The organism is Adonisia turfae CCMR0081, from assembly GCF_011009555.1.
Classification (GTDB): domain Bacteria; phylum Cyanobacteriota; class Cyanobacteriia; order Phormidesmidales; family Phormidesmidaceae; genus Leptothoe; species Leptothoe turfae.
In genome coordinates, this window is the sequence record NZ_QXHD01000004.1 from 391,474 (window position 1) to 405,103 (window position 13,630).

Annotated in this window: 10 protein-coding genes; 7 read left to right on the forward strand and 3 right to left on the reverse strand. The window is 48.5% G+C overall.

Translation table 11 applies throughout. From position 1 onward, the window contains the following. Window positions 1–84: 84 nt before the first annotated feature. Together DXZ20_RS05930 and DXZ20_RS05935 are read left to right on the forward strand one after the other, a co-directional pair. Window positions 85–873, forward strand: a complete 789-nt coding sequence (locus DXZ20_RS05930; protein WP_250565644.1) for a hypothetical protein — start codon at window positions 85–87, stop codon at window positions 871–873. Between the two features lie 92 nt (window positions 874–965). After that, window positions 966–1,667 (forward strand): hypothetical protein, encoded by a 702-nt coding sequence (locus DXZ20_RS05935; protein WP_250565645.1) that lies wholly within the window; start codon window positions 966–968, stop codon window positions 1,665–1,667. 79 nt (window positions 1,668–1,746) lie between these two features. Here the strand turns inward: DXZ20_RS05935 and DXZ20_RS05940 are convergent, their stop codons facing one another. Next, the gene (locus tag DXZ20_RS05940) at window positions 1,747–4,422 is read right to left on the reverse strand and encodes a CHAT domain-containing tetratricopeptide repeat protein (RefSeq protein ID WP_163696998.1); all 2,676 of its coding nucleotides are present in this window, start codon (window positions 4,420–4,422) and stop codon (window positions 1,747–1,749) included. A gap of 316 nt (window positions 4,423–4,738) precedes the next feature. On the opposite strand from DXZ20_RS05940, the gene DXZ20_RS05945 reads away from it, so the two are divergent. The 5 genes from DXZ20_RS05945 to DXZ20_RS05965 all read left to right on the forward strand — a co-directional run bounded on the left by DXZ20_RS05945 (window position 4,739) and on the right by DXZ20_RS05965 (window position 9,184). After that, complete coding sequence (locus tag DXZ20_RS05945; RefSeq protein WP_163697000.1) at window positions 4,739–5,299, forward strand: tetratricopeptide repeat protein; 561 nt, start codon at window positions 4,739–4,741, stop codon at window positions 5,297–5,299. After that, entirely contained in the window at window positions 5,287–5,634 is a 348-nt protein-coding gene (locus DXZ20_RS05950; protein WP_163697002.1) for a tetratricopeptide repeat protein, read from the forward strand. Before DXZ20_RS05945 ends, DXZ20_RS05950 begins: the two co-directional genes overlap by 13 nt. 328 nt (window positions 5,635–5,962) lie before the next feature. Then, on the forward strand, window positions 5,963–7,309 hold the full coding sequence (locus DXZ20_RS05955; RefSeq protein ID WP_163697004.1) for a hypothetical protein: 1,347 nt from the start codon (window positions 5,963–5,965) through the stop codon (window positions 7,307–7,309). A gap of 39 nt (window positions 7,310–7,348) precedes the next feature. Then, complete coding sequence (locus tag DXZ20_RS05960) at window positions 7,349–8,479, forward strand: DUF1822 family protein (RefSeq protein ID WP_163697006.1); 1,131 nt, start codon at window positions 7,349–7,351, stop codon at window positions 8,477–8,479. Between the two features lie 141 nt (window positions 8,480–8,620). Beyond that, entirely contained in the window at window positions 8,621–9,184 is a 564-nt protein-coding gene (locus tag DXZ20_RS05965) for a Uma2 family endonuclease (protein ID WP_163697008.1), read from the forward strand. Window positions 9,185–9,255: 71 nt separating this feature from the next. Here DXZ20_RS05965 and DXZ20_RS05970 read toward each other — a convergent pair whose 3' ends face one another. Together DXZ20_RS05970 and DXZ20_RS05975 are read right to left on the reverse strand one after the other, a co-directional pair. Beyond that, entirely contained in the window at window positions 9,256–13,035 is a 3,780-nt protein-coding gene (locus tag DXZ20_RS05970; RefSeq protein ID WP_163697010.1) for a CHAT domain-containing protein, read from the reverse strand. Between the two features lie 101 nt (window positions 13,036–13,136). After that, a partial coding sequence (locus tag DXZ20_RS05975; RefSeq protein ID WP_163697012.1) for a S8 family serine peptidase occupies window positions 13,137–13,630 on the reverse strand: 494 nt, incomplete at its 5' end.

Consider the following 13,630-nt stretch of genomic DNA (forward strand, 5'->3'; position numbering starts at 1 on the left):
TCTCAGTGTAAATATACAAGCAGCAGATACGTTTGATGATACAAACATCATTCAGGATGTCCCTACTAGCTCGCCATGTCTCATATGACCTCAAAAGCAAAAGCCACTGTATTATTTTCCTTGTCGTTGACAGGGCTGTTAATGTCGAGCCTACCGGTTCTAGGGCAATCTAGACCTGACCCCCGAGGTCGAGAGGATTCTAATGTGGACATGCCGCTATTGGACGGAGCACAGTGTACCCATACTAGTTCACGCTCACAGTATGATCGGCTACGGACGGGCTCGTCTATGGTGTCAGTCAACCGACGCCCCTATGAGTCACAGTTTTACATGTCGATTCGTGCTACCTACAGGGCTGCGATTACTTGTTTGACTGATTCACGGATATTTCCCTTACTATCGTTACAGATGGGGGTGCCTGATGATGATGTACCTAAGGAGACATTAGCTACAGTCAATGTTTATCAAAGTGGTAATGTTGTCTATTCCTATGACAATATTATTCCAGGTAGTTTGATTAATACTCCGTTGTCCCTAGGTAATGGTGAAGACTTTGCTATCGAAATTGTTTGCCATCGGGCAGGCTCTAGCGGCCAGAACAGCAACTGTAATCTTCACTTTTTAGAAGCCAAGCTGTATGGTGCTGCCAATAACACCATCCATAGTAATCCCTCCACAGGCAGCCCAGCCCCAGGAGGATACGTCATCAACACGGGCGAGCCTCAAACAAATCCCACAGCCTCAGACAACAATCTTCCTGAAGGACATACTCCCCCCAATAACCCCAGCAGCGTGATTGATCAAACCAATGATGTGCTCAATGAAGTTGAAGATGCTGTAGATACGGTAAACGATATTTTGGATTTCTTCTAAACGTCGTTGTCTCCCTTGGCGTCAACCTATTGTCCTAAGTGCCAGCCATCTCTATGAGCTTCAACCGACGCAAATTTATTGTAACTAGTACCTTGGGAAGTCTTTCCTTTGCCAAGACTTCCAGTTTCTTTTTTCCTAAACCAGCCAATGCTTATTCTCTTAACTATCGGCTAAGTCAAGACGGTCGGGCTGATGCTGTGTTTAGAACCTTTCGTGAGGTTAATATTGCCCAGGGAGAAACGGCCAACCTTCCCCCAGAGACCAATTCGGTTGTTGCAGAGGTTGTCCAATCTGTTCAGCAAGAGTTTACGAATCGCAGCTATACAGATAGCGCGACTCCTTTCTCTAAACGTTTAGGTAACGTAGATAACCCGCTTTGGGGTAGACAGCGCAATGAACGTCTAGGGCCTAATCCTGGCTTTGGCACAATCCAAGTTGTGAATAATTTTGTGAGCCCCATTGCCTTTACGGGCTCCACGACGGCTGGAGTTGATCGCGGTATGCAGGTGTTGGGCGGTGACGAACATTTAGATGCGCTGGAGTTAGATGGTGCCCTGGTGCCCACTCGTAATCGCTTTGAAGACTGGGGCACCTGGGACGGTGATGTAGATCCGAATACTGGTGAATATTTAGGACCTAGTAGTATTACCAGCTATGAAACTCGGTTTGGCTCAGTTACGCGGTTATATACAGTCAAAGAGCCGGGGCCTGGTGGGTTTGCCGAAATTCTCTTTATTATCGATGGTGGCCGTCGGGTAAAAGCGAATTTAAATATACGAGTGGATTTTTCCTAGAGGAGAAGTGCGCATAGACACTTGCCATTAACTAATCATCTACTCATCGACCCATCTACTCATCTGCCCTAGATACTGCTTAAAGACCGTTACCAATCAAAATAAAGGGAGCCCAGTAGTAGGGATGGTCTGGGCTAGCCTGTAACCTGATAGGGTTACCAGTAACGGTATCCAGTATATTAATAGCGGCTCTCGGTTCTCCTGTGATGCTAGAAAGATCGTTGTTAATAAGTGCTAGCTGAGCCTTTTGTAGGGCTTCGGTTTTTGAGTAGCCTGCATTAATGGCAAGATAAAAGGCATTCATCAATGTCTGGGTGCCGCCATCGTCTACTTGCCAAAGAGAGGCAACTACAGCACGTGCTCCCTGTCGTTGAAACTGATAGCCTAATCCCAGCACCTGCTCACCGTTATTGTCAAACCCACCCAGACCCGTCTCACAGGCACTCAGCACCACTAAATCAACCCTGGTCAGTCTCCAGGTTTCAATATCTCGAATAGTGGGGCGATCGCCGTTGCCAAATAAAATAAATGACTCCCCTGCATCTTTGGGGACAAGTGAGGCGTGAGTCGCAAAATGCAGAATATTGAAGGTATTTAGCCTGGACCGCAGTGACGCCAGACTAAAGTCATTGTCAATGTAGGTTTGAATATTGGATAGGGTACGAGCAAGAATGGACACTTCTATGCCAGCAAAGGGTAAGCCCGAAAACTTAAGGGTCTGGTTTCCGACATTGACGGTGTGGGTCACTGTTTCATCTGCAAAGGCCGCTGCCAGGATGCGGGGTGCGGTTAATGGCTGTGTATTGAGGTTTTGTAGGGATGTGGCTGTAATGTTGTTGATTTGAAAGCGCTCTGCTAGCCATTGGCCATCGCTAGCATTCGCTGAATCATAGAGTGCCGCCAGGGGAACATAGCGCAAGGGGCCGTCTGGTGCGTAAAGAATCGTTTGTGCATTTGCCCTGGATAAGTCTTCTTCCAAAGGTTCAATCAGCCAACGATATAGTTGATATGCAGACCCTTTGGCATCTTGTGTGGGTTGTTGTAGAACAGATCGAAATGTTGCGATCGCACTATTGAGCTCAGCCCGGCTGACATGTTTCACTGTTCGTCGTAATGGTGGAGCATTTGCAGTGGTAATAATCAACTCAATGCGGTCCTCTAGGACCAATGGATAGATCAAAACAGCATTAAGCTGTTCTAGATTATCTCCAAGGCTGCTAATTTCTTGAATCGAGAAGCTGCTTTCGTCTGTAGCCATTTGCTGTAGACTTCCTTGTATATCCTCACTGCGCGTGAATTCATTGAACTGAAGGAATAGCTGATCCTGGACCTCAAGCAGTTGATCAAGTCGCGGTTGCTCTGCGGGGGTTAATGTCCCTTGAATGGTTGCTTCCTCTAATTGGCTAATCTCCTGACCAATTTCAATGGCGGATGTTTGCAACCGCTCATATTGATCTAAAATATCTTGCTCAGCTTGATAAAATTCAATGCCACTGGCCGTACGGGCATTGCCTCGCACATTGTTAAAATAGTCTTGCACCTCTTGCACCTTCAGCAAATCCAAGATGCGTTGAGCTTCAAGCACTCGATTTTGTTGTAAAAGTAGGTCCGCTAACTGCCGGTAGGTATCGGCAACCGTATCGACATAGGAGGTTTGCAGGTCCACTGCCAGCGACTGATTATCGGCGCGGATCGCTTCGTATTGATTAATGGCTTGTTTCAGAAAGAGAATTGCGACACTGGGTTGTTGATTAGCTCGGTAGAGTAAACCAAGATTACTGAGGATCGTCCCCTGGGCTGGACGGAGATTAAGTTGGGTTGCGATCGCAAGACTACGCTGATAATAAAGTAATGCTGTGTCGTAATCTCCCATCAACTGATAAAGTTCGCCCAAATTATTGAGGACCCTGAGTTTGCCAACAGTAAACCTAGATGTTTGAGATAATTCAAGGCTTTGCTGATAATATTCCAGGGCTTGCGAATAGTTTTCCTGTAAAGCGTAAACAATCCCTATGTTGCCCAGGGTCGTGGCTTCACCCTGTGGGTCGCCAAGCTGGCGTTTTAAGCTCAAGCTTTGTGCAAAGGCCTGCAAGGCACTGTCGTAATTCTTCAGATAGCGATGCACCTGACCAATATTGTTTAACACTCGCGCTTCATTTACCGGGTCATCCGCATCACGTACCAGCAACAGACTCTGTTCATAGGCATCAAGGGCAGCCCCATAGTCACCGAGTTTTTTATAAACTATCCCTAAATTTCCCAACGCCCTAAACTCTCGGATGGGGCTATCAATATGTCGGGCAAGCTCCAAACTTTGGCGGTGAAACTGTAACGCCAGACTATACTGACTCAGCAGATCATAAACCACACCCATGTGGGTCAATGCGGCTGTCTCTCCATCCTGATTATTCAGTTCTCGGTTGACACTGAGGCCTTGTTCAAAGTAGCGCAGAGCTTCAGAGTAATTATTTTGTTTACGATAGGCGAGCCCAATATTAATCAATAACTTAGATGCACTCCCCTGGTTATCCATGGCTTGATACAGCCCTAAAGCCTGCTTCCAGTCATCGATAGCCGCTTGCCATTGCTCTGCTTGAAACGACGCAACACCACGATCCCGTAAACGGTTAGCCTCAGCTGTCACCTCAACCGAGGCTGGTGACTGATGGTTATCGGCAAAGATTACTTGCGAAGGCAAACGGTTCAGCGATGTCAAGAACGTTAAGGCAATCAATGCCAATGCATGGGTGACCATAACTACAGCAATTATATTTTCTTAAACTATACGCTCAGAAGAAGGTCCAAAAAGGTTTAACCAGGTTACTTTCATGCTACCTGGAGTGAAGAACTGGGCTGCATTGATGCCGACGGGAGAAGCTCAATAGGTTCTCTACAAAATTTCAGCTTTCCGTTTCTCCATGTGCCACATAAACCATGAATAAGTGCACACCGCCAAGAAACACCCAGTTTAGCAAGCATTAATGGCGCATCAGCCTCAAAAACACTCACGTTTCAAGAGTTGAGCCCCATTGAGGATCAACAATACTAATCATTTATTCGGAGTCATCACCATGAAACTTTTATCTGCCATTGGTTTAGGTACTGTTCTTCCCAGCTTGTTGTCTACTACAGCACTGGCAGCCATCGAACCTCACATTGACATCTATCCCCAAGAGACAATCCAGCTATCTCAGGGACAGTCCTACAGTGATTTAATCGACACAGGGCTAGAACAACTAAAATCGCGTAGCTACGAAGCCGCACTGACCTCATTTGAGACAGCAATTGCGATGGAACCTAATCAATTTCAAGGTTGGTTGGGTAAGGGAGAAGCCCTCTACGGTCTGCGACGTTATGCAGAGGCAGAAACAGCCTATCGGCAGGTAACGGCACTCAACCCTAATTTAACCTACGCATGGGTCTGGTTGGGCAATGCGCTGGATGAAACAGATCGCCTGCAAGAGGCGCTAGCCGCTTATCAGCAGGCGCTTACGATAGATCCAAACTATGCGTGGGCGTATTACCATCGGGGCATTGCGTTGAATAACGCTGAGCAATATGGGGATGCGCTGGCGGACTTTCAACGGGCCACTGAACTCAAACCAGACCTGACCGGGGCATGGTTTGGGTAGGTCGTTTATTGCTCAAGCTAGAGCGACCAGGTGAGGCATTGACAGCCCTGGATCGGGCAGTGGCATTGGCAGTAAATAATGCCCGCATCTGGTTCTATCGGGGAAATAGCTTGGCCGGGCTCAAGCGGTATGAAGAGGCGATTGCTTCTTATGATCAGGCGATTGCCCTCAATCCACAGGCGGAGGGCCCCTGGTATAACAAGGCGCTGGCCCTGGCAGATTTAGGACGTTACGGACAAGCCGTTGAGGCGATGGATCAGGTACTGGTGATTAATCCGCAAAATACCCGGGCGCAGGAGTTACGAAATCAGTGGAGAGAATTGGCACAGCAGTAGTTGGGGATTAAAACATTGAAGCAAGTCTTTTGGGGCGTGTTGTTGAACAGTGTTTCCCTTTATCCAGAATCTCACTGACACCTGATGCCCTGCCTTGCCGAGTTCTGGCTTAAAGTTCCAGCTGCAGTTAATATCCCAGCTGAGTGAATAAGTCTGCTTAACCCAGCGATACCCAACGGCGACAGGTTAAAGGCCCCCACCTATGAGAACGATACTCTACCTCTATAATGCCTCGAAATCGAAATTTTGCAGGTAATCCTCAGATTTCTCTGACCATGGCCAAAATCAATCTAGACTAACCCCAGGGCACTGTCCGTATCCAAGCACTATGGAACCTCCCTTTCGCTATTGGCAAATAACAATCCTCACCGCCGCAGGGCAGCTGGAACACCGAGACTGTCCCCAAGCTCAGCAATGGTTCAAAGCCCGCTTTGAAGATGAAATCGCGGCTGAGGAGCTATCAGATCGCATTTGTCAGGATACGCTATGGCGCATTTGCCAGACGCATCCTAATGAAGCGTCCATGGCGCAGCTATGTCTGCGCTGCTGGTTATCTCACCAAATTGTTTACATCTGCATCCAGCTAGCCCGTAGTTTTGGTGCAACCTATGGCTTTCAAGCAGCTGACCTGTGGCCGTTGGTGTTAGATGACGATGGTAAAGTGCCCGCCACATACCAATCGTTTACGATGAAGATCTTGGCCAGCTATGATCCAGACCGGGGGGCCCTTAGTACCTGGGCCAGTCGCCTCACCAAAAATCACCGTGAATTAAATAACTTTTTGCTTAGTCAGGGACTGTACCGAGCCACCCCCTGGGCGATTCTGAATGATACAAAGGCGACCCAATTGCCTCGGTTTTTACCGCATCTGAGTCCATCAGAGTTAGACATCGCTGCCCAGTTGCTAGGAGCTTACCATCGGGTGTATCGGAGGGACCGCATTACCCAGAGAACTAGCCGTGGAAAACGATGTAGCGCTCCTACCGATGAACAGTTGCAGCGGATAGATCTTAGCCAACCGCCAAATGTCGTTCTATCACAGCTTCATGACCTGGCAGAACAGCTACGCCAGTCCCGTGTTGCTGCACGGGGAGGCAGCCTACCTAGCCAATCTCTTGATGCCAATGAATACACCGAACCAGCGGTCCCAGTTTCTGATGATTTTCAGGAGATCCAGGATGAATTTGCCAAGAACTATCGTCAAGATTTTTTCAATACTCTAGGCGAGGCCATTAAAGTAACGGTGACGGCCTACACGGTCCATTACCAAAAGCGTAGACCCCCCCAGGGTAGAGTATATCGTCAAGCATTGGAGCTGTTTCACTGCGAGGGACGGCCCATGGGAGAGATTGCCAAAACACTGGGGTTAAACAGTCAGGTTAAGGTCACACGGCTACTGAATCTTAAAAAATTTCGCACTGAAGTCTGTATTTATTGGCTTAACCAACTTAAGGAACGTGTACAAAAAAACGCCCTAAAACATCTTTCGCCTGATCAGTTAGATAACATTGCTGACAAGCTAGAGCAAATCCTAAACGAAGAGGCGGATGCGGTGATGGCAGAAGCGGCCTCGGAAGCACAGATACCGAAAAATCGCACAGCCAATAGTGTATTTGCCCGACAACTCTGCGCAGTTGTTGACACACTACCACTGCCCCCTGATTTGCCTTCCTAAGATTTACACATTCCTACCATTGCAGCCCGATGATAAGCCATGAGTATTCAACCTTCAAACCCAGATCCTTTCAAAGGTTTTCACCCTGTAGCAACAGAAACGATTATGCTAACTAATACGTCTACTCAATGGGCTCAGCGTGTTTGTCGTGATATTGCAGATGCAGATGAACAATGGCATAGCTTTTTAAGGGCCCTGGCCATTACAGGCTTTGAACAATGGCTAAATCAAGGGAATAGTGGGCTACCAATTAGCTATTCACAGACTGTCGCGCCGGGTACAGATGCGACTATTCAGGTGGGAGATTTTCGGCTATATATTTTACCCATGGGCACGCTTAAGGATGATCAGGTGGTGATTCCAGCCAGTGCCTTGAGTGAGAAGCACACAGCCCATTTGTATGTGTTAGTAGAGGTGCACGAAGAAGTGGCGCAGGTGCGCGTGAGGACAGCGTTACTGTCTCATCAGCTAGAGGCTTATGTTGAGCGACAGTGCGAGGCTGAGGAGTATGGGGTGCCCGTAAGCGAGTTTACAGTGCCTCCTGAAAAACTGTTGTGGTATCTCAGCTGTTTAAAGCCAGAGGCTATTATCAAACCTGACACGGTCACATCTAGCGTAAAAGAGAAAATTACTACTCAGCTGCATGAGACTGTGACTACGGTTATCAATACGGGGAAATGGCTACAGGGGCAGTTAGATACTGTGGCCGAGCAGCTAGCGTGGCAGTTTATCCCGTCCTTAGAATGTGGCTATGAGCTCAGGGACTTTAGAGATGCTGAAGATCCTCTAGGTAAAATATCAGACATTCTTAGGGAGTTGCAGGACCGAAGTGTGGGTGTGCCCACTGACGCAGTTGGAGCTTGTCAGTCCATCGGATTGGGTAATGTCATTTGTTACTTTTATACGTTCGTCTGGGAACTGGCAGAAACAAATGAATGGAGTAGTCTATTTGTGTTATTTGGTGCAGATGCCAATGAGCCATTACCCATTGGCACAGAGCTTCAGGTAAGCGATCAAACATCGGTCATGTCCACTAGTAAGGTGCAGCCGGGGGCGATGACTACGTTTTTATATATCCAGGCAATTGGTAATTTAGATGAGCTGTTTACTGTGGATATTAGTTCATCGGATGGTGAAACATTAACGCTACCTCCGTTTGGTTTTGTTTGAAGGCCTAGAAGCAGGCTAAGCTAACGGAGAGGTAATTTCACTTAAGTGCGATCGCACTCCCAATACCCACAATTTACCGTTTAAGTAAGCACTTTAGTATCATGGGGCTAGAACCATCGGCTCCCTAGCCTAGCGCCTGCCATGACTCAATCTATTAATCGAGTTCGTTGGACTACCGAAGACTTAAAGCGATTACCTGATAGTAGCAACCGCTATGAAATAATTGATGGACGCTTGCTTATGACCCGCGCGCCTCACTGGAAACATCAAAAGGTCATTAGCAATGTAGTCAGGGTCCTCAACACTTGGTCGGATACTAGTAATCTCGGTGAAGCTGTACCCACACCCGGTGTCATTTTTGAGGATGCAGATAATGTAATTCCAGATGTTGTATGGATTAGCTATGAGCGTCTATCGGTAGGGTTAGATGATGAAGGCCATTTGACCATTGCACCAGAACTTATGGTTGAAGTGTTACCAGCTGGCAAACAAAATCAAGAGCGAGATCGAGAAACCAAGGTGAAGCTCTACAGTGAACGTGGTGTTCAAGAATATTGGATTTTAGATTGGCGCGCTCAGCAGTTGGAAGTGTATCGGAGAGAAGATGGTTTGTTGAAACTCATGAATACACTATTTCCGCAAGATAGTTTGAAATCGCCTATTTTGCCAGGCTTTACCTGTCAGGTTGAAGTCTTTTTTGGATAGCAGGTTGTCAATGTTTGAAGCCGTCTGTTTAGGCGGCACCAAACTGGTGCGGTTCCACATCCACGCACTAGCTACAAACCATTGCCGATCAAAATAAACGGTGCCCAATAATAGGGATGGTCTGAACTTGCATTCAGACTAATCGGTTCCCCTGTGTCGAAATCGACAATATTAATTGCCGCTCTGGATTCTCCTGAAATTACCGAGAGATCATCTTTTATCAGGGCTAACTGTGCCCGTCGCAGTGCTTCGGCTTTAGGTAATCCTTCACTGAGGGCCAGGTAAAAGGCATTCATCAGGGCCTGGGTGCCGCCATCGTCTACGCGCCATAGCGATGCCATTGCTGCTTTTGCCCCGGCTCGCTGAATCTGGTAGCCCAGCCCCAATACCTCAATCCCACTGTCTAAATCCTGTCCGCCCAGTCCTGTCTCACAGGCACTCAGTACCACCAGATCCGCGTCGCGTAGGGGCCAACTGCGCATCTCTCGTAGCGTGGCCACATTGCCATCGCCAAAGAGAATAAACGACTCATCGGGACTGCTGGAGACAAAGGCACCGTGGGTGGCCAGGTGAATAATATTGTAGCCAACTAATTCAATGCGGCGTTTGGTGTCGGTTTTGCTAAAGGCAACATCGAGGAGAACATCGGTGTTGGGTATTTGGGCTGCCAGGTTGTTGACCTCGGTGCGGGTAAACGAAAGGTCGCTAAAGGTGTATTGCTCACCGCCAACAGTGGGGCTAAAACTACAGTCGGCACAGGCAGCAGCTAGAATAGCGTGCTCAGTCTGGGGTGGGGTGTCAAAGTCACTAATGGAATCGGTGGTAATGTGGGTGACTGAGAATCGTTCGGCAAGCCACTGGTTGCCATCGTGCAGGGCGACGAGGGGAATATAGCGCAGGGCACCATCTGGAGAATAGACAATGGTTTGGGTGCTGGTGCCATTATCGAGTAGGGCCAGGTCTTCTTCGATATCTTTAATTAGCCAGTTGTAGAGTTTTTGCGCAGCTGCTTTTGCCTGTTGGGTAGAGCCATGGGGGCTACGGAGCAGGGTGCGGTAATTGAGGATAGCGTCATTGACGTCCTTAGCACTGACTTCCACCGGGCGACGGATGGGTGGGGCATCTGGGGGGACCAGGATGAGTTCTAGGCGGTCTTCAAAAATTAGCGGATAGAGTAGGACTGCATTGGGCAGGTTGGCAATGTTGTTTTGGAGAGTGCGGAGGCTGGCCAGTTCAATATTTTGGCCTTCTGTTGAGGTGCGTAGCAGGGCGATGGCGGCTTTAACGGCTGGATATTCTAGAAACTCAGTGAAGTTATCCAACAGTTCGCCTTCACGGGCGCTAAGTTGATCAAACAGTTCCAATTCGTCGGGAGTTAATGAGTCATAGCCCTCAGTATCTGCTTTGGCTTTGAGTCGAGCTAAGTCCTCTTTGGCCAGAAGAACCTCTTTATAAAGGGTAAGGATCTCTTCTTCTGGTTGCCAATAATCAACATTTCTAGGGGCATCATCATGACTACGTACATCCTGAAAATAGTCTTCTAGCTCTTGTGTTCGCAGAAGATCAAGCACAGCTTGGGCTTCTAGAACGCGATTTTCCTGAAGCAAGAGATCTGCCAGCCTTCGATAGACAGGGGCAATCATATCTGTATACGATTGCTGTTGTTCCTGGGTTAATGTTTGGTGATCATCACGAATATTTTCGTAGATATTGACTGACTGTTTGAGAAAAATAATTGCTAACTCAGATTCCTTCGTCGCATCCAGCAGTCTGCCAATATTGTTGAGCGTCAAGCCTTCGCCGGTCCGGTCGCCAATCTCGCGTAGGATTGCCAGTGCCTGCTCATAGTAACCCAAAGCTTGAGGATACTGTCCTAAATAGTAGTAATTAAGGCCAATATTGTTAAGGATAGTGCCTGCACCTGCACGGTTACCTACCTCACGGCTGATGGCGAGGGCCTGCTCATAGTAGCCCGAGGCTTGGGGATACTGCCCTAAGCTATGGTACGTCAGGCCAATATTGTTAAGGATAGTGCCTTCACCCGCACGGTTACCCATCTCACGGCTGATGGCGAGGGCCTGCTCATAGTAGCTCAAGGCTTGGGGATACTGTCCTAGGCTATGGTACGTCAGGCCAATATTGTTGAGTATCAAGCCTTCACCTGCTCGGTCCCTTATCTCGCGACTGATCACCAGGGCCTGCTCATAATAGTCTAAGGCTTGAGGATATTGGCCTAGTTTACGATAAGTGATGCTAATATTGTTAAGTGTAGCACCCTCGACTGCACGATCTCCGATTTCGCGTGTAATCCGTAATGCCTGCTCATAGTACCCTAAGGCTTTGGGATACTGCCCTAGGTTGTCATAAACACCACCAATATTGTTGATCGTACTCCCTTCGCCTGTACGATCTCCAGTTTCACGTCTAATAACGAGGGCTTGATAAAAGTAGTTCAACGCTTGGGGATACTGTCCTAAGTTGTTGTGAGTAAGGCCAATATTATTAAGAGTAACACTTTCGCCCGCGCGGTTACCAATTTCGCGTCTAATAACGAGGGCTTGATAAAAGTAGTTCAACGCTTGGGGATACTGCCCTAAGCTATCGTAAACTGAGCCAATACTACTGAGCGTAGTACTTTCGCTCGCGCGATCGCCGATCGCGCGGTTGATAACGAGGGCCTGCTCATAGTAGTCTAGCGCTCGGAGATACTGCCCTAAGCTATCGTAAACTGAGCCAATATTGCTGAGATTGGTACCTTCGCCCGCGCGGTTACCAATCTCACGTGTGATAATGAGGGCTTGCTCATAGTAGTCTAGCGCTTGGGGATATTGGTCTAAACTGTTGTAAATGCCGCCAATATTATTGAGCGTCGTGCCTTCGCCAGCACGGTCGTCGATCTCTCTGCGGATAACAAGGGCCTGGTTATGGTAGTCCAAGGCCTGGGAATACTGGCCTAAGTTGTGGTACGTCAGGCCAATATTGTCGAGGGTACTGCCTTCGCCCGCGCGGTTGCCGATCTCGCGGCTGATGACGAGAGCCTGCCCATAGTAGTCTAACGCTTGAAGATACTGCCCTAAGCTGTTGTAAATGCTGCCAATATTGTTGAGGGTAGATCCTTCGCTCGTGCGGTTACCAATCTCACGTGTGATGACGAGGGCCTGCCCATAGTAGTCCAACGCTTGGGAATCCTGCCCTAAGCTATCGTAAATGCCGCCAATATTGTTGAGGGTAGTGCTTTCACCAAAGCGGTTACCAGTCTCGCGCATAATCCTGAGGGCCTGCTCATAATAGTTCAAGGCTCGGGGATACTGGCCTAATTTGTGGTATGTCAGGCCAATATTGTTGAGCGTAAAACCTTGGCTCGCGCGGTCATTAATCTCGCGGCTGATCATCAGTGCCTGCTCAAAGTAGTCCAAGGCCTGGGAATATTGTCCTAGGCTGTCGGCAATAGAGCCAAGGCCTGTCAGTGCTCTACTTTCTCCCTGGCGATCGCCAATTTCTTGGTACACTATCAGGGCTTGTTTTAATTTCTCAAGCGCCTCTTGCCAGCGACTGATTTGCCATAGTCTTACTGACTCATTGAATAGCTGGTCTGCTTCTGTTTTTCTAGCCTCCTGCTTGGTGCCAACAGTTGTGTTTAACCAATAAGTCTCCTGGAGATGCTCCCTATAGACGGTGCCTAGATTGCCACCAGTGTTCCAAAAAGACGACCTTTTTACTGGCAGTTGTCTATTGTCTATCCTATCCATTGACAGAGTAGTGGGCTCACTCGTTGTTGGGGCAGCCTCCCCTATCTCTGTCATCAATGCCGACAACACTAGAGTCAATGAAAGGCCAAACAGTTTGATCATCGCTTTAGGAGCTAACGTTAAAATGCTTGTTGAACAACACTAGTGGCAGTGCCTATATACTCTCACTATGACCCCCACCCATCCAAAAACTCAACCAATTATTAACCTTTCTTCTCAACCACCTCCATCACGGCTTCAACTGCTTCCACAGCATCCACCAGCCCCTGCCCAAAGAAATACACTTCCGGTGCAATGGCCTCCACCGGTCCACTAATGCCCGAAGGCCGCACAAATGGAAAATCGACTGCTGTACCAAATCCAGCTGCCGCCTGTAGCCGATACCGATTCTGATCCGCCTGACTCAGTGCCAACGGTCCATAATTCGCCGTCTGCCCCAAAATTGCCCCCAGCTCATCTCGATTCAATTGCTGCGCCCCATTCACCGAGCGCATCAACGCCAGTACCCCACTCACCACCGGGGCCGAAAACGACGTCCCCTGTACCTGCACATATTGTCCCAACGGATCTAACGTCAAGCCCCAACTCGTCTGTGGTGGCTCCATCCCCTGCCAAAAACCAGGCACCCAGGTACCCCCAACCGTCAAAATACCGCCCGCCTGCTCACGGTTTGTCTCACCACCGGGGGCTACCACAT

What these genes read in the sequence shown, in the direction of transcription:
- DXZ20_RS05930 (WP_250565644.1), top strand. Translation starts at nt 85, where the DNA reads ATGACCTCAAAAGCAAAAGCCACTGTATTATTTTCCTTGTCGTTGACA.
- DXZ20_RS05940 (WP_163696998.1), bottom strand. Translation starts at nt 4,422, where the DNA reads ATGGTCACCCATGCATTGGCATTGATTGCCTTAACGTTCTTGACATCG.
- DXZ20_RS05945 (WP_163697000.1), top strand. Translation starts at nt 4,739, where the DNA reads ATGAAACTTTTATCTGCCATTGGTTTAGGTACTGTTCTTCCCAGCTTG.
- DXZ20_RS05950 (WP_163697002.1), top strand. Translation starts at nt 5,287, where the DNA reads ATGGTTTGGGTAGGTCGTTTATTGCTCAAGCTAGAGCGACCAGGTGAG.
- DXZ20_RS05955 (WP_163697004.1), top strand. Translation starts at nt 5,963, where the DNA reads ATGGAACCTCCCTTTCGCTATTGGCAAATAACAATCCTCACCGCCGCA.
- DXZ20_RS05960 (WP_163697006.1), top strand. Translation starts at nt 7,349, where the DNA reads ATGAGTATTCAACCTTCAAACCCAGATCCTTTCAAAGGTTTTCACCCT.
- DXZ20_RS05965 (WP_163697008.1), top strand. Translation starts at nt 8,621, where the DNA reads ATGACTCAATCTATTAATCGAGTTCGTTGGACTACCGAAGACTTAAAG.
- DXZ20_RS05970 (WP_163697010.1), bottom strand. Translation starts at nt 13,035, where the DNA reads ATGATCAAACTGTTTGGCCTTTCATTGACTCTAGTGTTGTCGGCATTG.